The organism is Streptomyces sp. NPDC030840, assembly GCF_055572015.1.
This window is the reverse complement of sequence record NZ_JBVIEE010000021.1, coordinates 56,520-78,742: the sequence shown is the minus strand read 5'-3', so window position 1 is coordinate 78,742 and position 22,223 is coordinate 56,520. Positions and strand designations below refer to the sequence as shown.

20 protein-coding genes are annotated in these 22,223 nt (G+C 71.1%); 6 read left to right on the top strand and 14 right to left on the bottom strand.

The window, feature by feature from the left end; translation table 11 throughout:
• Window positions 1-74 precede the first annotated feature (74 nt).
• The 3 genes from ACZ49J_RS34050 to ACZ49J_RS34040 form a co-directional block, all read right to left on the bottom strand.
• A complete protein-coding gene (locus ACZ49J_RS34050) occupies window positions 75-275 on the bottom strand; it encodes a DUF397 domain-containing protein (protein WP_467454373.1) in 201 nt (66 codons plus the stop codon).
• A 257-nt stretch (window positions 276-532) separates the two neighbouring features.
• Window positions 533-1,387, bottom strand: coding sequence for a helix-turn-helix domain-containing protein (locus ACZ49J_RS34045; protein ID WP_467454372.1), 855 nt, complete (start codon window positions 1,385-1,387; stop codon window positions 533-535).
• A gap of 514 nt (window positions 1,388-1,901) precedes the next feature.
• Window positions 1,902-2,657 (bottom strand): GOLPH3/VPS74 family protein, encoded by a 756-nt coding sequence (locus ACZ49J_RS34040; RefSeq protein WP_467454370.1) that lies wholly within the window; start codon window positions 2,655-2,657, stop codon window positions 1,902-1,904.
• Window positions 2,658-2,897: 240 nt separating this feature from the next.
• Between ACZ49J_RS34040 and ACZ49J_RS34035 the strand changes: the two genes are divergently transcribed.
• Window positions 2,898-5,273: a serine hydrolase gene (locus tag ACZ49J_RS34035; protein ID WP_467454369.1), complete on the top strand. Its 2,376-nt coding sequence runs from the start codon at window positions 2,898-2,900 to the stop codon at window positions 5,271-5,273.
• Window positions 5,274-5,446: 173 nt separating this feature from the next.
• Complete coding sequence (locus ACZ49J_RS34030) at window positions 5,447-7,279, top strand: MFS transporter (RefSeq protein ID WP_467454368.1); 1,833 nt, start codon at window positions 5,447-5,449, stop codon at window positions 7,277-7,279.
• 310 nt (window positions 7,280-7,589) lie between these two features.
• Here ACZ49J_RS34030 and ACZ49J_RS34025 read toward each other — a convergent pair whose 3' ends face one another.
• The 3 genes from ACZ49J_RS34025 to ACZ49J_RS34015 form a co-directional block, all read right to left on the bottom strand.
• On the bottom strand, window positions 7,590-8,483 hold the full coding sequence (locus ACZ49J_RS34025; RefSeq protein WP_467454367.1) for a MerR family transcriptional regulator: 894 nt from the start codon (window positions 8,481-8,483) through the stop codon (window positions 7,590-7,592).
• A 149-nt stretch (window positions 8,484-8,632) separates the two neighbouring features.
• Entirely contained in the window at window positions 8,633-9,160 is a 528-nt protein-coding gene (locus tag ACZ49J_RS34020) for a glutathione peroxidase (RefSeq protein WP_467454365.1), read from the bottom strand.
• A 46-nt stretch (window positions 9,161-9,206) separates the two neighbouring features.
• Window positions 9,207-10,178, bottom strand: a complete 972-nt coding sequence (locus ACZ49J_RS34015) for an ArsR family transcriptional regulator (RefSeq protein ID WP_467454363.1) — start codon at window positions 10,176-10,178, stop codon at window positions 9,207-9,209.
• A 77-nt stretch (window positions 10,179-10,255) separates the two neighbouring features.
• Here ACZ49J_RS34015 and ACZ49J_RS34010 point away from each other — a divergent pair, with 77 nt between their 5' ends.
• Window positions 10,256-11,461: an MFS transporter gene (locus ACZ49J_RS34010; RefSeq protein ID WP_467454362.1), complete on the top strand. Its 1,206-nt coding sequence runs from the start codon at window positions 10,256-10,258 to the stop codon at window positions 11,459-11,461.
• Window positions 11,462-11,465: 4 nt separating this feature from the next.
• Here ACZ49J_RS34010 and ACZ49J_RS34005 read toward each other — a convergent pair whose 3' ends face one another.
• Together ACZ49J_RS34005 and ACZ49J_RS34000 are read right to left on the bottom strand one after the other, a co-directional pair.
• Window positions 11,466-12,743, bottom strand: a complete 1,278-nt coding sequence (locus tag ACZ49J_RS34005) for a DUF2235 domain-containing protein (protein ID WP_467454360.1) — start codon at window positions 12,741-12,743, stop codon at window positions 11,466-11,468.
• Between the two features lie 217 nt (window positions 12,744-12,960).
• A complete protein-coding gene (locus ACZ49J_RS34000) occupies window positions 12,961-13,392 on the bottom strand; it encodes an SRPBCC family protein (RefSeq protein WP_467454359.1) in 432 nt (143 codons plus the stop codon).
• Window positions 13,393-13,634: 242 nt separating this feature from the next.
• Here ACZ49J_RS34000 and ACZ49J_RS33995 point away from each other — a divergent pair, with 242 nt between their 5' ends.
• The 3 genes from ACZ49J_RS33995 (at window position 13,635) to ACZ49J_RS33985 (ending at window position 14,756) form a co-directional block, all read left to right on the top strand.
• Window positions 13,635-13,919, top strand: coding sequence for a hypothetical protein (locus ACZ49J_RS33995; protein WP_467454358.1), 285 nt, complete (start codon window positions 13,635-13,637; stop codon window positions 13,917-13,919).
• A gap of 193 nt (window positions 13,920-14,112) precedes the next feature.
• Window positions 14,113-14,514 carry a DUF4234 domain-containing protein gene (locus tag ACZ49J_RS33990; protein ID WP_467454357.1) on the top strand — a complete coding sequence of 134 codons (402 nt, stop codon included), beginning with the start codon at window positions 14,113-14,115 and terminating at the stop codon, window positions 14,512-14,514.
• A gap of 104 nt (window positions 14,515-14,618) precedes the next feature.
• The gene (locus tag ACZ49J_RS33985; RefSeq protein WP_467454356.1) at window positions 14,619-14,756 is read left to right on the top strand and encodes a hypothetical protein; all 138 of its coding nucleotides are present in this window, start codon (window positions 14,619-14,621) and stop codon (window positions 14,754-14,756) included.
• Window positions 14,757-14,906: 150 nt separating this feature from the next.
• Here ACZ49J_RS33985 and ACZ49J_RS33980 read toward each other — a convergent pair whose 3' ends face one another.
• The 6 genes from ACZ49J_RS33980 to ACZ49J_RS33955 all read right to left on the bottom strand — a co-directional run bounded on the left by ACZ49J_RS33980 (window position 14,907) and on the right by ACZ49J_RS33955 (window position 22,209).
• Window positions 14,907-15,800 carry a Vgb family protein gene (locus ACZ49J_RS33980; RefSeq protein WP_467454355.1) on the bottom strand — a complete coding sequence of 298 codons (894 nt, stop codon included), beginning with the start codon at window positions 15,798-15,800 and terminating at the stop codon, window positions 14,907-14,909.
• A 32-nt stretch (window positions 15,801-15,832) separates the two neighbouring features.
• Window positions 15,833-16,741, bottom strand: a complete 909-nt coding sequence (locus tag ACZ49J_RS33975; RefSeq protein ID WP_467454354.1) for an alpha/beta fold hydrolase — start codon at window positions 16,739-16,741, stop codon at window positions 15,833-15,835.
• A gap of 794 nt (window positions 16,742-17,535) precedes the next feature.
• Window positions 17,536-20,109 carry an ABC transporter permease gene (locus ACZ49J_RS33970; RefSeq protein WP_467454353.1) on the bottom strand — a complete coding sequence of 858 codons (2,574 nt, stop codon included), beginning with the start codon at window positions 20,107-20,109 and terminating at the stop codon, window positions 17,536-17,538.
• On the bottom strand, window positions 20,106-20,885 hold the full coding sequence (locus tag ACZ49J_RS33965; RefSeq protein WP_467454352.1) for an ABC transporter ATP-binding protein: 780 nt from the start codon (window positions 20,883-20,885) through the stop codon (window positions 20,106-20,108). Before ACZ49J_RS33965 ends, ACZ49J_RS33970 begins: the two co-directional genes overlap by 4 nt.
• 51 nt (window positions 20,886-20,936) lie before the next feature.
• Entirely contained in the window at window positions 20,937-21,356 is a 420-nt protein-coding gene (locus ACZ49J_RS33960) for a hypothetical protein (RefSeq protein ID WP_467454351.1), read from the bottom strand.
• A gap of 178 nt (window positions 21,357-21,534) precedes the next feature.
• Window positions 21,535-22,209: a response regulator gene (locus tag ACZ49J_RS33955; protein ID WP_467454350.1), complete on the bottom strand. Its 675-nt coding sequence runs from the start codon at window positions 22,207-22,209 to the stop codon at window positions 21,535-21,537.
• Window positions 22,210-22,223: the final 14 nt, after the last annotated feature.

The window sequence follows — 22,223 nt, the reverse complement described above, 5'->3', positions numbered from 1 at the left end:
CCGGGACGGCGGGCCAGTCGAGAGGGCTCAATCGGTGTTGCCTGTGAAGTTGTCGGTCGTGCGGTGGACGAGGGTCAGAACGCTCCCCGGTCCACGCCCGCCACGAAGGCGCTCCAGGCGTTCGCGGGGAACGCCAGCGCGGGGCCCTCGGGAACCTTGGAGTCGCGGACGGCGAGCGTGGTCGTGACGGGGGACTTGACCTCCACGCAGGCACCGTTGCCCGCGGAGTACGAGGACTTGGTCCACTTGAATGTGGCTCCCTGACGGATTGCCATGTTCGCTCCGGTAAGCAGTGGGTCGAGTTGCTGTCACCGTCCCGCGGGCTCCGGTCGGACCCCGCTGTTCGGTTTGCGCCAACGTTGTTGCTCGGTGGCGTGATCGACGCTACTCGCCAACATCGGCTGCTGAAGCGACTATTCACTCGACCGGATGGCATATACCCCTGGGGTCTTCCGCTTTGCTGGGGCCAGGGTGTAGGGTCTCGCCCTTTTGTTCACTGGCTCGTACGGGCCTCAGCGCGCTCGTACGGACCTCAGTGGGCGTACTCCTTCGCGATGTCCGCGATGAACTGGCGTGAGTGTTCCGCGTTCAGGGCCTGGGCGCGGAGGTGTTCGTACATGACGCTGTACTTCTGGACGTCGTGGGCCTTCTCCAGATAGAGGTCACTGGTGACGCCCTCGATGTAGACCACGCTCGAGTCCGCCGCGTCGGGGAACTCCAGGATCGCGTACTGGCCGTTGAGGCCGGGATGCGCCCCCATGTCGAACGGCAGGATCTGGACGGTGACGTGCGGGAGCTGGGACTGTTCGACGAGCCGCTCCAGCTGCTCACGCATGATCAGACGGCTGCCCACGACCCGGCGGAGGGCGGCCTCGTCGACCACCGCCCACAGGCGCAGGGGCTCGTCGGCGGAGATTCGCTCCTGCCTGCGCAGCCGCACCTGCACCCGTTTCTCCACGTCGGTCGTCGGGGTCTCCGGCAGGGCACCCTGGATGAGGGCCTCGGCGTAGGCCGGGGTCTGCAGGAGGCCGGGGACGACCTGCGGCTCGTACACCCTGAGCGAGGCGGCGTCCGTCTCCAGGCCGATGTACACGCTGTAGGGGATGTCGCCGAAGGCGTGCCACCAGCCCTGCTGGCGCGAGTCCTTGGCCATCTGCATCAGCGAGTCGACGATCCGGTGGTCCTCGACCTCGTACACCCCGCACAGGTCGCGGACGTCGCGCTGGCTGATACTGCGGCGTCCGTTCTCCAGGCGGCTGATCTTCGACTGCGAGACCAGCAGACGCTCGGCGACCTCCTCGGCCGTCATGCCCTTGAGCTCGCGGAGCCGGCGCAGCTCCTGGCCCAGGCGGCGCCGCCTGACAGTGGGATTGACATTGGACGCCACGGGACGTGCACCTCCGGCTGCGGGCCTGACACTTTGAGTATCTGCTGCTGAGCAGATTGCCACCAAGGTGCTTACTACCGCTGGGAAACGGCGGATATGCGCCGTGCGACGCCGGTTCGGGGGATGCGCGCTCGCCGGGGGCGATATCCGGCCGAACTCGGGCGGCGTTCCGCCGGGCATGCGGTCGCGCGGGACGTGTGAGACCGCGGCGCCGTCCCGGACGAACTGATCGTTCGTCCGGGACGGACCGCGTACGGCCTCACACGCCCCGCGCGAACCGGCGGCTCCCGAACCGGGTCCTCAGGCCCACGGACGGCTCGTCGCGGCGCTGTGGCGCCGCGGTACCGCGTGACGGTGCGGTACCGCTTGGCGGTGCGGTACTGCGCCGCGGCACCCGCGAGTGCGTTTCCGTACCCGTCCGTGCGTGGTGCTGCTCGTAACGCTCTGGTGCTGGTGGTGCTTTCCGGGACGCCGGTGTGGCTGTCGTGGACCCCTGGATCAGTGGATCTGTGGATCAGTGGGCCACGACACGCGCCATGGAGCCGCGACGCGGCTGCATCGGAACGCCCCTTGAGGGTTCCGGCGCGGTCCTGCCCCCGGCGCCCGCCGGACGGCCGGCCGGTGCCGGGCTACGGCGTGGCTGCGCCGCCACACCGTTCTGGACGTCCATCACGGCGTGTGCCACGAGGCCGCCCATGGGGTCGTGCCGGATCAGATCCCGGAGGCGGGAGCGGGAGGACCGCCCCTCGTTCCCGGGATACAGGTGCTTGCCGAGACCGACCGCGTGGGCCAGTGCGGCGAGCGCGGCCGTCCGTGGGTCCGGCGGCACGCCGGTACGGATCGCGGAATCCAGCCGGGACCTGATCTCCCGGCTGATGGCCGTGTCCGTCGCCTGGTAGCGCGTCGTCGGCAGCACCCCGCACATCTGGCCCGCCACGGCATGCACCATGCCGCACCGCTCCAGATGCGAAAGGTAGGTTTGGCGCAGCCCCAGCCGGGGTCCGCCAATCCAGTGGACCGCCCGTACGGGAGCGCCACGCCTTCGCAGCAACTCCAACGCGCAGTCCAGAGTTGGATCTCCTGTCGGCCGTGGTACCACCACGGCGATACGATCCCCGTCTGGGGCTATCCGTCCGGCCAGCGCCAGCTCCACTAGCTGTGCTCCGGCCAGACCGAGGTCGAGCGACTGCGGCTGCGCAGTGGTACCCGTGGCCGGGTCCAGTGCCAGCAGCAGAAGCTCCTCCGGAATTGTTCTGCGGCTCCTGCCCATCCATGCCTCCCCGCGTGGATGAATGACAGGGTGACCCCTCTCACATTGGTCTGTCGAGGGTGCGTGACCCTTTCGTAGTGGAACCAGTAGGTATGTCGTTCTCGTCTACGGCTTGGGTTAGGCCCGCACACAGGACACTGGTACATGGTTCGGACAGCGGTACAGGGCGGTGTCCGGGCGGGGTTCACGGTTCGGTAGGACGCTCGTCCCGGCAGCGGGGCGGCGCAGGAGGAGGCATCGGTGGCGGGCGAGTCCCCCGACAGGTCGAAGCGGTACGAGTCGTCGAAGGGGTCGACGCCGGGGAGCGGGCCCGCGGTTCCGAAGCCGGGAGCCACGAGCGCGTCGGGCGCGGGCGCTGGTGCGTCCTCGGCCGATCCGCGGCTGGCCGTGGCCCAGGAGAAGGTTTCGGTGCCGGGGGCGTCCGCCCCCGCCACGGTGGGTGTGGACCAGGCGACCGCGGTGTTCTCGCGCCGGGCCCTGGAGGAGGCCGAGCGCGCGCTGGGTTCGTCGGGAGGTTCGGCGTCGGGGAGTGACTCCGGGGCGGACGTGCAGGACGACGAGGGCTCCGCCGACGGGGACGTCACGGGCCCGGAGGCCACCGAGGCCACCGACGCGGGCTCCGGGGACTCGGTGGACGCCGGAGGTGACAGCCGGTCGGAGGACGACGGCGAGGGCGAGGCCGGGGCCGACGAGGCGGACGCACCGGCCCCGGACGCCGACCCCGATGCCGAAGACGACTCCGACGACTCCGACGACTCCGAGGCCGACAGCGCGTCCGACGCCGACGCGGGCTCCGACGACAAGTCCGAGGCCAAGTCCGAGCCCGAGTCCGCTCCGGACGCGGAATCCGACACGGACAAAACAGATAAGGACGGTAAGGAAGGCAAGGCAGGCGAGGAAGGCAAGGCGGGCGAGGCGGACAAGGCCGCCCCCAAGCCCCAGGTCGACCAGCCCACCGCCGTCTTCAAGGTGCGCCCGCCCGCCGTGGACCAGCCCACGACCATGCTCAAACTGGACGGCGGCGCCAAGCCGGAGGACGCGAAGGACGCGAGGGACGCGAAGGGCGACGAGCCCGCGGACAAGCCGGCCGCGAAGGACGAGCCCGCCGTCAGGGTCACCGACAAGCCCGAGCCGGAGTCCGAGCCGGAGTCCGAGCGCACCAGCAGGTTCGTTGCCCTCAAGCCTCTCGACGAGCCGAGGGTCCCGAAGCCCGCCAAGCCCGTCACGGCACCGCCGGAGCCGCCGAGGACCGCCCCCGCGGCGCCCGCGGACGCCACCGCCGCCATCCCGCAGGTCGGACCCGAGCGCACCGCGCAGCAGCCCCTGCCGCCGAAGCCGCCGCTCGACCTGCTGGCCGAGCTGACGAACACCCCGCCGCCCCCGCCGACCCCGGTCCGCACGCTCGTCCGGCGGGTCAAGATCTGGACCCCGCTGGTCGTCCTGCTGGTGATCATCTTTGCGGTCGTACAGGCCGTACGCCCGCTGCCGACGCCCGCCCTGACGTTGACGGCGGACAAGACCTACGCCTTCGAGGGCGGCAAGCTCTCCCTGCCGTGGCCGAAGGAGGGCCAGGGCGCGATGGACGTGACCGGCATCGGCACGATGGACGGCTTCGGCGAGCAGAAGGCCGTGCCGATCGGGTCGGTCGCCAAGGCCATGACCGCGTACGTCGTCCTCAAGGACCACCCCTTGAAGGAGGGCGCCAAGGGCCCGTCCATCCCGGTCGACGCGCTCGCCGAGAAGGAGGGCGGCTACGACGCCGACGGCGAGTCGACGCTCAACACGATCAAGGAGGGCGACAAGCTCTCCCTGCAGGACGCCATCGCGGCCATCATGATTCCGTCCGCGAACAACGTGGCACGCCTCCTGGCCCGTTGGGACACCAATGGTTCCGAGGCGGAGTTCGTCAAGAAGATGAACGCCGCCGCCAAGGACCTCGGCATGACCAACACCAAGTACACCGACCCGTCCGGGCTGAAGGAGACGACCGTCTCCACCGCCGAGGACCAGGTCAAGCTCGGCAACGAGCTGGTGAAGATGAAGGCCCTGACGGACATCACCCGGCTGCCCAGCTGGAAGGACCCCTCCGGCAGGGAGTGGCGCAACTACAACACGCTCGTCCCCTACGACAACGCCATCGGCATCAAGACCGGCTCCACCACCAAGGCCGGCGGCAACCTGCTGTTCGCGGCCACCAAGGAGGTCGGCGGCGAGAACGTCGTCATCGTCGGCGCGATCCTCGGCCAGCACACGGCGCCGATCATCGACACCGTCAACGCGGTCAGCAAGACGGCGATGATCGCCGCGCAGGACGCGCTGACGAGCGAGAAGATCCTGAAGAAGGGTGATGTCGTCGGGTACGTCGACGACGGCCTCGGCGGTCACACGCCGGTCGTCGCCACCAAGGACGTCTCCGCGGTGGGCTGGGCCGGGCAGACCGTCAAGCTGGCGCTGACGGACGACGGTACGACCGTTCCGAACGAGGCCAAGGCCGGAACCAAGGTGGGTTCCCTCACCGTTGGAGACGGTAAGGGCGACACCGTCGAGGTGCCCGTCGCGCTCCAGTCGGACCTCGCCGAGCCCGGTTTCGGCAGCAAGCTCACGCGCGTGGGCTGACCGCCGCCGCGTCACCCACGGCACCCCGTCGGCGGAGCGCCACCCGGTCACCACCGGGCACCCGCCGGCGGGGCGCGTGCTAGCGTCGCGAGACCGGTCGGGCCGTGGGCCGCGTCACCGGCCGGAGCACGAGAAACGGGACACGTACAGAGGGACACGGGGAGTGCGTTCAGGTGGCGACAGCGGAGCGGACATACGCCGACGACGCCGATCCGGAACCGGGCACGCACCCGCGAATAGCAGAACCCTCCGGTGCCGGCACCGGTGAGCGGCCCGCATCCCGGAAGACCACGACCCGGCTGACGCGCTTCCTCCGTCACCCGGTCACCCTCGTCACGGCTCTCTCGGGCCTCCTCCACCTGGTCTGGTTCTTCACGTTCGCGAACAGCGGTGGGGATCTGGCGGCGCAGGACGCGTGGGCGGAGTTCGTCGGCCGGCACCCGGACTCCGCGTACAACCTGGCCTGGTACGGCGGGATGCACCCGGTCTCGTACAGCGTCGTGTCCCCGTATCTGATGTCGGTCCTCGGGGTCCGTACGACGATGATGATCGCGGGGACGGCTTCCGCGGGCCTGCTGACGATGATCCTGATGCGCAGCAGGGCGGTGCGGCAGCCGCTGTGGCCCGCGCTGGCCGGGGTGTTCGCGCTGTTGTGCAACGCGGCGTCCGGGCGGGTCACCTTCGGTCTGGGCACGGTCTTCGCGCTGGGCGCGACCGCGGTCGTGTTCTGCTGGCCGTACCGCTGGCGCTACAAGCGCTGGGCGAAGGCGCTGTGCGCGGCGCCGCTGGCCGCGCTGGCGACCATGGCGTCACCGGTGGCGGGCCTGTTCGTGGGGCTGGTGGCGGTGGCGCTGTTCCTGCAGAAGCGCCGTCCGGGTGCGTGGGCGCTGGGTCTGGCGCCCGCGGCGGTGGTGGCGCTGTCGGCCTGGCTGTTCCCGTTCTCGGGCACACAGCCGATGTCGATCGGATCGGCGTCCCTGCCGGTGATCTACTCGGTGTTCGTCTACGTCCTGGTCCCCAGGGAGTGGACGACGGTCCGGATCACGGCGGCGGTGTACGGGCTCTCCGTGCTCCTCGTCTGGCTGATCAGCTCGCAGATCGGGTCCAACATCACGCGTCTGCCGATGCTGTTCGCGGGTGTGACGCTGCTGGCCGCGCTGCCGTTCACGGTGCCGCGTTCCCGCAAGTGGTACGCCACGGTGATCGCCTTCCTCGGCTTCACGGCGTGGATCGGCTTCAAGGCGGTGGACGACGTCATCAACACGACACCGGCGGCGTCGTGGGCGCGTGAGCTGGCGCCCCTGGTGAACCAGCTGCAGGTGGTGGGTGCCGAGAAGGGCCGCGTGGAGGTGGTCCCGGCCCGTTCGCACCGTGAGGCGTCGGCCCTGGCGCCGTACGTGAACCTGGCGCGGGGCTGGAACCGGCAGGCCGACATGGAGCGCAACCCGCTCTTCTACGACGACACGCTCAACTCCGCGAACTACCACGAGTGGCTGAAGCGGTGGGCCGTGCACTACGTCGTCCTTCCCAAGGACGAGCCGGACGGGGACGGCGGTGAGCGGGAGCGGGAGCTGGTTCAGCGGGGCATGCCGTATCTGAAGCAGATCTGGGGCGACGCGAACTGGCAGTTGTTCGCGGTGACGGACCCGACGCCGATGGCCGAGCCGGACGCCGTGGTCGACCGCGCCGCCCAGGGGGAGATGACCCTGCGGGTCCGCAAGGCGGGGCGCGTCCTGATCCGGATCCCGTACTCGCCGTGGCTGAGCCTGGTCGACGAGGAGGGCAAGAGCCTGCGGGCGCCGCAGGAGACGGAGGAGTCGAAGCGGCGGGAGGGCGAGGACGTGCCGAAGACGTACGACAACGTCAACGGCTGCCTCATGGAGGCGGAGAAGGACGCCTTCGGCGACGAGTGGACCGAGCTTCTGGCCCCCCGGGCGGGCACGTACCGCCTCGCGGCGCCGTACCAGCTGCCGCGGGGGACGCCGTGCCCGGAGGAACTCCGCTGAGGCGTCGCGCACAGGGGGGGCGCCCCCGCCGCCCCTACCGTCCCCTCTCCAGGGACGCTGCCCCTTCGACCCCGCTCGGGGCTCCGCCCCGGACCCCGCTCCTCAAACTCCCCCAGCTACCGCTGGGAGGTGCCCCCAAGGGGCTGGATTTCCGCGGCCGGGGCTTGGTTTTTCAGCCCGTCCGGCGATTGAGGACGAGGCCGCAAGGCCGACAGCGGGGGTCTGGGGGCGCAGCCCCCAGGGACAGGATGGGACGGGTAGGGGCGGCGGGGGCGAGGAAACGTTCGCGTACCCCCACCGGCAGGAGCTGTCACCTCACCGGAAACGCCACATCGCACACCGGATCCTCGGGCCCCGCCGCGTCCCAGTCGGCGAAGTACACCTCACGGCACGGCCCCACGACCTCCAGCCCCTCCCGCGCGATCCACGCCTCCACCGCCTCGAACGCCGCGTGGATCTGCGGATTGGCGACCTGCGCCTTGCGGATACGGGTGAACACCAGCCGCCGCGCGGGTTCCCGGCGCGCCTGCGTCTCCCACGCCCGCCCCCGCCCCGCCGCCCAAGCCCGCGCGGCGACCTCGTCGGCGACCGGTACGCACGCCTCCGCGGGCCCGTCGCTCTCCATGGAGACCTCGGAGTAGTACACGACGAACGGCGCGCCGGTGATGCCTCCGCACTCGCGCGCGCCCTCCTCCAGCCGCCCCAGCGACGCCCCGATCCAGGTGGGTATCTCGTCGGCGAGCACATGCCGCCGCTGCGTGAGCACCCACTGCTCGGGCACGTCCACCGTCTCGATGTCGAACTTGCCGTACAACTCGGAACTCCTCCCTGAAAGGCGTGCACGGAGGTAGTCCACGAGCGCCCGCTGCCCGGCCAGCCGCGCCTCGACGTCCGCCCAGTACGCGGCGACCGCGTCCGAGGCCCGCTCCCCGTCCTCCTGCTCCTCCAGCCCGACGACCTCGGCGATCCGCGCGAGCGGCATGTCGAGCCGGCGGAGCAGGGCCACGAGACGGGCACGTTCGGCCTGGTGGGCGCGGTAGTAGCGGTAACCGGTCACGTCGTCGACGTACGCCGGCGCGAGCAGTCCCTGCCGGTCGTACAGCCGCAGGGCCTTCGCCGACAGCCGCGTCCGCGCGGCGAACGCGCCGATGGTCAGCAGGTCCTCGACCGGCGGTCTCCCGGCCGGCGGTTCCTCGCCCGCCATGTCCATCGCCTTCCTCCCGCCTCCCGGCCCACCATGCCGCCCTCCGTCGCCGGGCGACCACCGCCCGGCGACGGGCACGCTGCCCCTTGCCCCAGGGGCAAGGTCAACGGCATCGAACGGGAAGGAGAGTGAGCCGGAGAGCGGACGCGTCAGCCGACCGCCTTCTCCACCGCCGCCACGACCTCCGCCGCCTCCGGCTCGGTCTGCGGCGAGAAGCGGGCGACGACCGCGCCGTCCCGGCCGATCAGGAACTTCTCGAAGTTCCAGCGGATGTCACCGGTGTGGCCCTCGGCGTCGGCGTGGTCCACCAGCCGTGCGTACAGCGGGTGCCGTCCCTCCCCGTTCACCTCGACCTTCTCGGTCATCGGGAAGGTCACCCCGTACGTCGCTGAGCAGAACTCCGCGATCTCCTCCGACGTACCCGGTTCCTGGCCGAGGAACTGGTTGCACGGCACCCCCAGCACGGTGAAGCCCTGGTCCGCGTACCGCTCGTGCAGCCGCTCCAGGCCTGCGTACTGCGGGGTCAGCCCGCACTTGGAGGCCACGTTCACGACGAGGACGGCCTTGCCACGGTACTGCGTGAGGTCGGCGGAGCCGCCCTGCAGCGCACCGATCTCGACATCGAGCACGGAGTTCCCGGAGTTCCCGGCGTTCCCAGCAGTGTTGTCAGCAGTCATGAGCGGATGCTAACTCCGGCGGGTGACGGGCGGGCGGCGGGCCGGCTCACCCCCGCTGCGCTGTGACGAGCACCTCACCCGCCGCGGTCCGGTAGTACAGCACCGACCGCCCGGCGCGCCGCCTGCGCACCAGCCGCGCGTCCAGCAGCACCCGCAGATGCCGCCCGACGGACCCGAGCCCCTGCCCGGTGAGGGCCACCAACTGGGTCGTGCTCATGGGGGAGTCCAGCAGTACGAGCACCCGGGCCCGGGCCTCGCCCAGGAGCGCGCCGAGCGCGGCGGGCACGGACGGGGCCGCCTGTCCCTCGGTGAGCACTCCCGCGCACGGGTACACGACGGCGTACCGCTCGCCCTCGTCCCACGACACCCATCCGTGCCGCTGCGGAGTGACCGGCACGAAGAGCAGCTCCGCGCCGGAGATCTCGCGCGGCGGGTACTCGTGCAGGTTCACCTGCAGCCGGTCCCCGCCCAGCCACCGCATGCCCGGCCGCAGCGCGTCGAGTACCGAGGCCCATCCGCCCTGGCCCAACTGCGCGGTGCGGGCGAGTACATCGGCTTCGAGCACGCGCCGCCGACGCCGCTCCCAGTACGGCCGTACGGTCTCCTCCCACACGAACTCCAGCAGGTCGGCGGCGCGTTGGGGGAGATCGTCGCGGCGGAGGAGGTCGGGGAGAGGGCCGCGGAGGGAGACGGTCAGGTGGTGGCGCGCTGCCGCGGGGTCGGCGTCCCGTACCCGGGCGACCTCCTGAGCGAATCCGGCGCTCTGCCCGGGGGTGGGTGTGAGGAAGTCGGCGATCCACTCCCGCCCGAGGCCGGCCCGTACGAGCAGCGCGGTCACCGGGTCACGGGACAACCGCCGCCGGTACGCGGGCAGATGCTCGGCGAGCCAGGCCAGCTCCCCCGGGTGCGCCCCGGTCCCGGCGTGCAGCACCTTCAGGCTCGCGAACGTCTCGGCGAGCGGTGAGACGACGAACCGGCTGCCGGCGAGGGTGTCGGCGTTGACCTGCCACCAGCCCATGCGCGCACCCCCGGCTCACGTTTCGCTCACCCGCGAAACAGTAACGGCGCTCGACGGCACCGTCCGATCCTCCCTCCATGCGCAGCTACCAAGACCTCCTCCGTACCCGCGAGTTCACCCCCCTCTTCCTCTCCTCGGCCCTCCAGGTGGCGGCATCGACGGTGAGCGGCCTGGCCCTGGGCACGCTTGTGTACGAGGCGACGGAATCGCCCCTGCTGTCGGCCCTCAGCATGTTCGGGCCGTCCCTGGCCCAGGTGGTGGGCGCGACGACGCTGCTCTCGGGGGCCGATCGTCTTCCGCCGAGGGCGACGCTGTCGGGCATGGCGGCGGCGTTCGCGGCCGGTACGGCGCTGCTCGCGCTGCCGGGCCTGCCGCTGGGGGCCGTCTTCGCCGTGATCCTCGTGCTGGGGCTGGTCTCGTCGCTGGGCGGGGGAGTCCGCTGGGGCCTGCTGAGCGAGATCCTTCCCAATGACGGCTACCTGCTGGGCCGTTCGGTCTTCAACATGATGAACGGCATCACGCAGATCACGGGGTACGCGACCGGCGGCGTCCTGGTGGCGGTCCTGTCCCCGACGGCCACGCTCCTGCTGGCGGCGGCCCTGCACGCGACCTCGGCCGCCGTCGCGTTCCTCGGCCTGACCCGCCGCGCCCCCAGGGCCTCCGGGCGTCTCTCGGTCTCCGGGACCTGGCGGACGAACGCCGAGCTGTGGTCGTCCGCGCCCCGCCGCACCGTCTACCTGGGCCTGTGGGTCCCCAACGGCCTGGTGGTCGGCTGCGAGTCCCTGTTCGTGTCGTACGCGCCCGACCGCGCCGGCCTCCTCTTCGCCTGCGCGGCGGCCGGGATGCTGGCCGGGGACGTGACGGCGGGCCGCTTCCTCCCGCCCGCGGCGCGCCCCCGCCTGGTACGTCCGTTGCTGCTCCTCCTGGCCGCCCCGTACGTGCTCCTCGCCCTGCGCCCGCCGCTCGCCGTGGCCGCGGTCTGCGTGACCCTGGCCTCCGTCGGCTTCGCCGCGAGCCTCCTCCAGCAGGAACACCTGCTCGCCCTGACCCCGTCCCGCCTCACCGGCCACGCCCTGGGCCTGGACTCCGCGGGCAGGCTCACCCTGCAGGGCGTGAGCGCGGCCCTGGCGGGTGCGGTGGCCCAACTGACCTCGCCAGGAGCTGCGATGGCCGTGATGGCGGGGACGTCGATCGCCGTGACGCTGACGCTCGCGGCGGTGGAGTCCCGGGGGCACACCGGGGCGGCCCGCGCGCGGGTCCAGGAGCCGACGGACCCGGCCTAGGGGATCAGGAGGTCCGGCCGACCGGCCCCGGCCCCGTCCGGTCCCTGGCCTCGGGCGTCGTCCGGTCCCTGGCCTCGGGCGTCGTCCGGTCCCTCGCGTCGGGCGTCGTCCGGCCCGCCCCGTCGGGCGACGGCAGGACGGACGCGGCGCTCGACAGGTCCCCGCCGCGAGGGTCGAGGAGCACGGGTTCGAGTCGTACGTTCGCCTCGTCGGCGAGGTACCGGGCGAGCTCCGGTGGCCGGTAGGCCGCGTCCCCGTCGTGGCGTTCCCTGGCGGGGACGGCCAGGTACTGGCTGCTGTCGAGGGCGCCGTCCGCCGTGCGGCCGATCGGCCGGTGCAGCGGCCCGGCCAGCCGGTACAGTCCCGTGCGCGAGTCGTGCAGCTCGCCCATGACGAGGGGACGCACCCTGAACTCGGTGCTCCGGTCCGGAGTCATCTCACGCGGGCCGGCTGGGCTCAGCGCTCCCGTGCTGAACTCCAGCCCGTATCTGCGGGCCTGACGCACCATCCACAGCAGGGCGATGTCGGACAGGGACGTCTCCGGGTAGCCGCCGCCGATGTCGCTGTGCACCCCGGCGAACCACACCTGCCTCAGTTCCTGCTCGCCGTCGGCGGTGCCGGGCCGGCGGCTCCACAGCGTAGGACGGAACGCCGTGCGCTGCTCGTCGATGGCCAGCGCGTGGAAGGCGCCCTTCACATGGCTGCCGAGCTCGGTGTCGTGGAAGGCCCAGCGGCGGTTGACCACGTTCACGACCGGCTTGAGCCAACGCGGCCCCGGAACCGGGATGCCCAGGGCGCCGACCGTGTCCCACACGCCGATGAAGCGGATCTCCGGCTCGTACGAGAACGCCCGGCGGAACAGGGTGGAGGCCGTACCGCTCGGCTTCTCGACCCGGTCGCGGTACAGGGCCCACGCCTGCCTGACCCGGTCGGCGTTCTCGCGGCGCAGGATGCCGGAGTTGCGCACCAGGCCCGCCAGGCTGCGCGCGGTGAACGCGCCCCGGCTGAACCCGAACAGGAACAGCTCGTCACCGGGCTCGTAGTTGTGGACGAGGAAGCGGTAGGAGGCGATGACGTTACGGGACAGGCCCATCCCGAACGCCCCTCCCCGCAGCCGTTCCAGACGGCGCGTGCCGACCCCGCTGTGGTAGAAGACGCGCTGCTCCACGCCGTCGGCGGACCGCGGACGCACGGCCAGGGCGACCTTGGTGACGTTGGTCCTGCTCGGCTGGTCGGCGAGGTTCCACGTTCCGTCACAGCAGACGATCAGACGCTTGGCCATGACACCCATTCCTCCACCACAACGCTCACCCGGACCCGGAGGGGGAGAGCCACCCGGAGGGGGAGATCCGTCCGCATCCTCCCCAGTTCTCCGCGTCAGGTCGCCACGTCGCTGAGAGTGATGCGCTCCACCCCGATGTGATGATCGCACTGCGGGGCGGGTCTGGCCATTCATGTGGGGCTGGGTTCCGGGGCGGCGCCCGCAGGCGTCCCCTCGCTCACCGCTCCTGTTCCACGTACTCCTTGAAATGCTCCAGATCACTGCGGACGAGCCGCTCGATCGCGTTCGCCTGGGCGAATCCCTTCGGCCCGCCGAAGGCCTCCCTGATCGTGTCGGGGTCGTACTCGATCCGTGCCTGAACCCGCGTGTGGCCCTGGTCGATCGGCTGCAGGGAGAAGGAACCCGCGAGATCGGGGGCGCCCGTGGTCTGCCACTCCATCACGCGCTCCCCCGCGCGGTCGGACACCTCGGCCTCGACCCTCCGGGCCCGGTCGCCGGTGCCGACCTCCAGCCGTGCCCGGTCTTCCGCCTCCGTACGGGCGTCGCGCACTCCTTCCACGAAGCGTGGATAGTCCTCCAGCCGGTGAAGGCTGTCCCAGGCTCTGTCGAGGGGGACTGAGACGTCGACGTGTTCTTCGAGGGTGCTCATGGCTCACCTCCACGTTCGCGCATGACGCACGGACCTCTGCTTCCAGTGTGCGCCCGGAAGCGGCCGGCCGACCGGTCGAGCCCCGCGGCCGGGCCCAGGCCGCCGTTCGGCTCACCGCAGGCGGCCCTTCCGGTGATCGCCGGACACCTCACGAGCGACGGGACCGTCGCAGCGGGTAACGCCACTCAGCAGCGACACACCCGGAACGCACGGAACCCACGGAACCCCCGAGGAGAACAGTCATGTACGCAGTCGTCCGACGGTACGAAGGCGTGGCCGACCCGGTCGAGGCAGGACGCCTGGTGAACGAGGGGTTCGTGCCGCTGGTGCGCGAGATCCCCGGCTTCGTGGCCTACTACTGGCTCGACGCCGGAAACGGGGTCATGGTCTCGACCAGTGTCTTTCAGGACGAGACCGGTGCCGCGGAATCGGTCTCGCGAGCGGCGGACTTCGTACGCGACAACCTCGCGTCCCTGCTCCCCAACCCTCCCCAGGTCACGTCCGGGGAGGTCGTCGCTTCCGCGTAGCGACCAAGTCAGCCGCTGTTCCCGGTCATTGGGGCCGCATGGGGTCAACTCCGCATCAGTGGGCCGCGACGCGTAGCAGCAGGTGCGTCACGCCGCCCCTCTGGAGGCACCGCCCGCCCTCCCCGGCGGCGGCACGCGCACGACGCGCGTGCTGCCGCCGTCCGTGATGCACTGGGTTGATGGGAGGTGGGACATGTCAGGTCGTGCGGGCAAGACCCGCAACATCTTTCTCGTGTGGTTGATCTGGCCCCTGATCACGCTGGGCATCTACCACCTGGTCTGGTACTACAAGATCAACCGTGAGGCCCGGGACTTCGACGAGCGGATCGAGGTCAACCCGGTGCTCGCCCTTCTGGCCGTCACTCTCGGCTGGCTGGTGATCGTTCCCCCCTTCGTCTCGATCTACAACACGGGGGTACGCATCGCCCGGATGCAGCGGTCGGCCGGGATGCAGTCCACCTGCAACCCCTGGATCGGGCTCATCCTGTTGATCGTCGCCGGTCTGTACCCGCTGTACTACCAGCACGAGCTGAACCAGATCTGGGCCCACTACCGGCAGCCCGTGGAGGGCGAACAGGTGCCTCTCGCCGCGTGACGCGGGCGTGGACGACGGGCCTCCGGGCCCCCGGAATCCCGTACAACGCGTACTGTTCGCCCGGCAGCCGCCGACGCGCCCCGGTGAGCGGGGCAACGCCCTGGGTGATCGAACAGGTCCGCGCGGACGACGCGCTCCTACGGGTCCGCGTCTGTGGAGCGGACCTCCCGCTGCCCCTGGGCAACGAGCTGTCCCACCGGGTCGTCCACACGTTCGCGCATCGTCTGCCCATCGCCGCGTAGGGGAGACCGCGCACCGCTCCTGCTCCCCACCGGCTCTCTACCGGCCGGGAGCACGGAAGTTCACCTGCCGGTGGGTGGCCTCGTCGATCTCGTCGACGGTGAGAAGAGGAGTGGCCCGCATGGCCGACCTGGGCGGTTCTCCGTCCCGAGCTACGGTTCCAACCGCGCGACCCCTCCCGTCTCAAGCGCCACCCACACAGCGCCGTCGGGCCCTATGGTGATGCCGTGCGGCTCGGACGACGGTGACGGCAGGCCGTACTCGGCGATCTCGCCGCTGTCGGTGATGTGGCCAATGCGGTTGGCCCCCCATTCGGTGAACCAGCAGTCCCCGGTGGAGGCCGCGACGATGGCGTGGGGCTTGGCCGTGCGGTCAGGGAGCGGGAACTCCTTGATCGCGCCATCCACCGAGATCCTGCCAATCTGGCCCGCTGCGATCTCAACGAACCACAAGGCGGTGCCGTCACTGGTGATGCCCACGGGTGCAGCGCCGGCGGTGGGGAGTGGGTGTATGACGATGTCCCCGTGGACAGTGATGCGGCCGATTGCGTTCGCCTGGTTCAGGGTGAACCACAGGGCCCCATCAGGGCCTGCGGTGATTGCCGAGGGATAAGCGCCCGTATGGGGAAGGACGAACTCGGTGATCTCTCCCTTGCAGGTGATGCGGCCGATACGGTCGGTGTTCATCTCCGTGAACCACACCGCACCGTCGGGACCGGCCGTGATACCGAAGGGTCCGCTGTCGGGCGTCGGCACGGGGAAGGATTCCGTTTCGCCGTCGGCGGTGACGCGGCCGATCCGGTGGTCCTGGAACCGGGTGAACCACAGTGCTCCGTCGGGCCCAGGGGTAATGACCGTAGGGCGGCACTCAGAGGAGTCCAGGGGGTATTCGCTGAGTTCGCCGTCGACGGTGAGACGTGCGATGCGGCCACTGTGCACGAAGGTCACCCACAGCGCGCCGTCAGGTCCGGCCGCGATGCCGTAAGGCCCAGCACCCTTGTCTGCCACGGAGATCTCCCTGGCGGCCGGGGCATCAGAGTGGTGCACAGCAACTCCTTGTAGGGGTGGTGGGGTGGGGATCAATCGAGGTTCCTGGCCGATGTCGCAGCTCGGTCTCGCACCAGGCCAAGGATGATCGCGGCGAGGTCAGCGGGCCGGGTCATGGGGACGTTGTGGTTCGAGCTGATGTCGATCAGTCGGCGGCCAGGGGCGGCATCGACGACGGCACGCACCTCGTCGCGCCGTGAGGCGTAAAAGCCGTCCTCGGCCAGCACGATCGTGATCGGACAGGTGAGGCGGCCGTACAGATCGACGGCTGGGAAGACTTCTGCACCGGGCTCTACAGCAGTGACAGTGGCGACCTCCTCGATGGCCGGCCGCCGTACCCACCAGTGGCCGCGGCGCATGAAGGAGCGCCGCGTAACCTCCTCGACAAGTCCAGGCCGTGCCCCGGCGTTGAGCCAGTCCCCTCCGGCCTCCCGTACGCACTGCTCGACACAGGCACGCATCTGGTCGTCGTCGGCTTTCCAGCCGTAGCGGAACATCGTCCGCAAGCGGTCCGCCGCCTCGGTGGTCCGCACGTCAGCATGCTCGGCGAGTGACGCGTTACGGTCATCGAGCACCACGCCGTCCACGATGCAGAGGGCGGCCGGCTCCACAAGTCCACTGGCAGTGGCGGCCGTCACCGCGTACCCGCCGGTGGAATGGCCGACCAACACGGGGCGGTCCCAGTCCAGCGCGGTGACGACGCCACCGATGTCTCGCCAGTACTGCTCGGGATCGGTGGAGTCGAGCCGAGTCTGCCCATGGCCACGCAGGTCGAGGGCAATCGGATGGCACTCGCTCACCAGATGGGACGCCACATCCGTCCAGGCCGCAGCGTTGTGTCCGCTGCCGTGGACAAGCAGCACACCCTCACCTTGACCGCCGAAGTCCACACCGGACAGGACCCCATCCACGACGGGGAGTTCGATCTCTGTTCCGGTCACCACCGCACCCTCTCTGCGAGAAGACAGCCAGTGCAACCGCTTTTCTCACAGGGAGTCAGGGCCGGGTGCGGATTCGCCGTCGTCGTACACCGCGGCGGTCGAGTGGTATCTCACCGGTGCGGGCATCGCGAAGTCCTCCGCGCGGATCTACCGGATCTCTCTGACGTGGGGGTGGATGCTCGCCGGGGAACCAGCGCCGACCGGTCCGGCCCGCCGGGGCGCGAAGCCTCCCGTCTTCCCCCTCGCGGCGATCGACGACCCGGGGCTGCCGGAGGTCCTGGCGGAGCCGGCGGCAGCACGGGCGGGCGCGATGGACTCCGACACCGTCAACCGGGAGCTGTCGATCGCGCGCAAGGCGATCGGCTGTGGCAGCGCCAGGGCTGGGTCGTCGGCGATCCGACGATCGGCATCGAGCGGCGGCCGGCGCCGCCGGACCGCACCAAGGCCCTGGCCGAGAACCAGATCGCCGCGCTGTGGCGTCTGGACGTCGCCCTGCGACACATGATGCCGAGGACGGCACATCCACCCCGATGCTGCCGGCCCGCTCCCGGCACGCCTCCATCCGCTCCCTGGAACGCTACGCCCGGCGGAGCCGACGCGGTCGCCCGGCATGTCGCGGAACGCGACCCCGCCGCACGTCGCCCCCCTCGTTCGCGGCTCGTGACAGCGTTCTCCCCGGTACCCCCGTGACGCCAGGACCTGTCAGACAGACCCTGGGCCTCGGGCGCCGGCGCGGTCACGAACACCGCCGGGGCCCGAGCCGAGTCACCGCCCGAACCATGTCCATCGCCGCTTCACTCGGCGTCGCCCAGGGCGGTCATCGGGGCGACGCGGGTGGCGCGGCGGGCGGGGAGGAGACCGGCCAGGGCCGTGATGACCGCCAGGCCGGCGAAGACCACCAGCAGGTGCCCGCCGGGCAGCCGCAGGGGTGCCTCGCTCACGGCGGTGCGGATAAGCAGCCAGGCGTAGGGGACGCCGAGTGCCAGGCCGAGGACGCCGCCGAGGACGCCGTACAGACCGGCTTCCATGGCGATGGTCCGGCGCAGCGCGCCGCCGCCCAGTCCCAGAGCGCGCAGCAGTCCGAACTCCCGGGTGCGTTCGATCGTGGTCAGGCTGGTGGTCGAGGTGACGCCGACGACCGCGATGAGGACGGTCAGGGCGACGAGCCCGAGGGCGGTGGTGCCCATGATCTGGACCGTGCCCTGGTTGCTGTCGCGGGCTTCCGCCAGGACCTGCAGGCCGATGTCGTCCGGGTCGGAGACGTGCGCACGGACCAAGGCCTCCAGCGCCCGGCGTGCGTCGCCACGGCCGGCGAGGCCCTCGTCGGCGGCGTCGGCGAGGACGCCGCTCGCGTTCCTGGGCGCGCCCATCCGGTCGAGGTCGCCGGGTGCGACGAGTACGTCCGCGAGCGGGCCGGGACCGGGCAGCGTGGCGGCGACGGTCAGCCGGACCTCACCGCTGGGGGCCGGGAGGGTGAGGGTGTCGCCCGCCTTCACCCCGAGCAGCTCGGCCGGGCCGGACGCGACGACCGCCCTGCCCGGGCCCAGGTCGTCGAGGGAGCCGGTGGCGGTGTCGATGTCCTCGCCGGTGGGCAGGGTGCCCGGATCCAGGTCCGACACACCGAACTCCCTGCCGCTGACGGTGACCGGGAGGGTGCGATAGCCGGTGACATGGGTCAGCCGGGGCGACGCGGCGAACCGCCGTACCAGGGCGGCGTCCAGTCCCCTGCCGTCTGCCGTGACCGAGAAGTCGGCGGGCGCTTCGACGGCGGCGGAGCGTTCCATGTAGCCGCTCAGGCAGGCGACGCCGACGAGGGCGCCGGAGACCAGGGCGACCCCGAGCGCGACGACGACGGATACGGCCGCGGCACGGCGCGGTGTGCCTCCCACTCCGCTGACGGCCAGCCTCCCGGTGGTGTCCAGCCGCCGCAGCGGCCACCCGGCCACGGCCAGCACGGGGCGGACCAGCAGCGGACCCAGGGTGATCAGCGCCAGGAAGGCGAAGCCCGCCGAGGCGACGGCGACCATCATGCCGAAGTCGCGGTCGTAGTCCTGCTGCCCCGGCTGGGGCAGCTCGCCCAGGAGCAGCGCGGCGAGCCCCAGGGCCGTGGCGGCGAACAGGACTCCGGCACCGAGCCGGACGGGGTGGACACGGGCTTCGCCCGGGACGGTTCCCGCGGCCCGCAGTGCCTGCAGCGGTGACACTCCGGCCGCCGACAGGGCGGGGGCGAGGACCGCGCAGACCGTCACCAGCACGGTTCCCGCGACCACCAGCAGCGCGTGCGGCACGGGAATGCCCGGTGCGGACAGTTCCTGGCCCGCGAGGACGCGGGCGGCCGGCGGAGCGAGGTGCCCGGCGCCCAGCGCCGCCGCCACCCCGAGCGTGCCCGCGATCCCACCCACCAGGGCGCCCTCCACAGAGAGGGCTGTCACCAGCCTGCGCTGCGGGGCGCCGATGGCACGCAGGAGCGCCAACTGCCGCAGTCGCTGGGCGAAGACGATACGGAAGGTCGAGGTGGCGACCAGGGCCGCGGCTCCCACCGCCACGGCCAGGAACACGGAGATCAGCTGGAAGACCTCACGCAGGTCCCCGCCCACGGCCTCGCGCTCCTCCTGGGCCCGCACGGCGTCGCCGGACCGGAGCGACGCGCCGGGCGACGCCTTGCCGAGCGCGGCGCGCACCAGCCGGGCCAGCTCGCCCTCCGGGACACCGTTCCCGGCCCGGATGTCCACCCGTGGATAGCCCGCCGACTGCGCGTAGGGCGCGAGGTGCGCGTCGGTGGCGTAGCCTCCGGCTGCCTGCCCGGCGGACGTGGTGCTCCTGACCACGCCGGTGACGGTGAAGTCGACCTTGACGGGTTTCTCCGGGTTCCCGGGGTCGGGGACGAGCAGAGGGACTCGGCTGCCGGGGGCGAGCCGCAGTTCCTCGGCGGCCGGACGGTTGACCGCGATCTCCCGGGCTCCGTCGGGGTAGCTTCCCCTGACGAGCCGGACCTGGGACATCGGTCCGGTACCGGGGTCGGAGTTGAGCACCAGGTAGCGCTCGAACCCACCGGCGACCGCAGCGCCGGCGTCCACCCGCCCGACGGCCTCGGCCACACCGGGCACCGAGCGGATCCGCCGCAGCGCGGCGGCGCTGATGTTGGTCCCCGAGTCGTCGTCGGGCGTCACGACCAGGCTGACCGCCTCAGGTGTGCCACGGAAGCGGTCGAGGGTGGTGTTCACGGCGATCTGCTGGGCCATGACGGCGGCGAACACCACGAAGGCGGCCACCAGCACCGACAGGCCCGTGGTCAGCAGCCGGCCGGGCCGCCGGGACAGCTCGGCCAGCTGCGAACCCAGGACACTCGCCCGCCAGGAGGGGGTCATCGGGTCCTCCCCAGGGTCAGGCTCGCCGCGCTCGCCGTATCCCCCACACCCCGCAGCGCCCGGCTGACATCGGCCCCCGCCGTCACGTCGACGTCGTCGACGACACGTCCGTCGGTGAGGACGAGCACACGGTCGGCACAGGCGGCCGCACGGGGGTCGTGCGTCACCATGACCACGGTCTGGCCGAGGTCGCGCACGGAGCGCCGCAGGAAGTCGAGGACCTCCGTGCCCGACCGCGAGTCCAGGTTGCCGGTGGGCTCGTCGGCGAAGACCACGGCGGGCCGGGCCACCAGGGCCCGGGCCAGCGCCACCCGCTGCTGCTGGCCGCCGGACAGTTCGCCCGGCCGGTGGGACATCCGGTCCCCGATGCCGAGCACGCCGACGAGGTGGTCGAGCAGGTCGTGGTCCAGGCGCCGGCCGGACATGGTGACCGGCAGCGCGATGTTCTCCAGAGCGGTCAGCTGGGGCAACAGGTTGAACGACTGGAAGACGAAGCCGACCTTGTCCCGCCGGACGCGGGTCAGCTCCCGGTCGGACAGACCGGTCAACTCCGTACCGTCCAGCACCACCTGGCCCGAGGTGACCGAGTCGAGCCCGGCGAGGCAGTGCATCAGCGTCGACTTGCCCGAGCCCGACGGACCCGCGATGGCCGTGAACCGCGCGCGGGCGAAGCCGACGGTCACTCCGTCCAGGGCCCTGATCCGCGTCTCGCCCTGCTGATGGACCCTGACCAGATCCGTCGCCGCGGCGATGTACTCACCAGCGGCGGCGGACATTTCTGTTCCCTGTTTCCTGGCCATGAGATGAATACTCATTTCTGCGAAAGGTCAGGAGGAAAGCGGAGGGAATGTGATCACGACAAGCGCGTCCGCGCAGTGCTCGTTGGCCTTGTCCGACACTTGCGTCAGCTTCTTTTTGGTCGGAGTTCCCTCGCCCCTCGCGTTCGTGGCCGCCATGCCGTGGTAGTTCGAGATGTTGGAGGCGAGGTATCCGTCCTTGAGCTGCTTCCTGCCCTGCTGGAGGGTCTTCTCCCACTTGTCGATGCCGGCCCTGTCGCTGGGGATTTCCTTCGCGGCGTCGACGAGCTGCTGCGCCAGCGCGCAGTCGGCCCTGGACGCCTGGCTGGGCCTCTTGTGCTCCGTCCACCAGTAGTTTCCGGCGACCGCTGCCGCCACGAGAACCACCGCCGCGATGGCGCCGAACAGTACGGCGTTCTTCGTCCGGTTCGACGCGGAAACAGTGCTCATGATGCCCTCCGAGAATCATTCCGAAGCTGTTTTTCGATCAGCGGGATTGATTCTCGAAGAACTGGCGTCGCGGCACATCGGTTCAGAACCTGATCTCCGCGTCCCGCGCTTGCGACCAGGAGGGGAGGGCGGGACTACGACCACAGTCGCAGTCCGGCCTCCTCCGGCTGACGGCCGGTCAGCCCGCGGGGGCCACGAGCCCCGAGTCGTAGGCGAAGATGACGGCCTGCACCCGGTCCCGCAGGTCCAGTTTGGTGAGGATCTTCCCGAAGTGCGTCTTCACGGTCGCCTCCGCGATGAACAGACGGGAGGCGATCTCGGCGTTGGACAGCCCTTCGGCGACCAGCTCCAGCACCTCTCGCTCACGCGTGGTCAACTGGTCCAGCCGCTCGTCATGGCGGGCCGAGGGCGCCAGCCTGCCGGCGAACCGGTCCAGAAGCTGGCGGGTGACGCGCGGGGCCACGACGGACTCACCGGCCGCCACGACACGGATCGCCGTCACGACGTCCTCGGGCGGGGTGTTCTTCAGCAGGAAGCCACTCGCTCCGGCCTGCAGCGCGGCGAAGGCGTCCTCGTCGGTGTCGAAGGTGGTCAGCACCAGAACCCGGGGCGCCCCGGGGAGCCGGCCCAGTCGCTCGGTCGCCTCGACCCCGTCCATGACGGGCATCCGGATGTCCATGATGACGACATCGGCCGCGGTGCCCGCCAGCAACTTCAGCGCGTCAGCGCCGTTCTCCGCCTCGCCGACGACCTCGATGTCGCTCTGCGCGGCCAGCACCATCGCGAACCCGGCCCGGATCAGCGGCTGGTCGTCCACCACGACGACACGGATCGGCCCGCCGGGACCCTTCACCCCGTCAGGAGCTT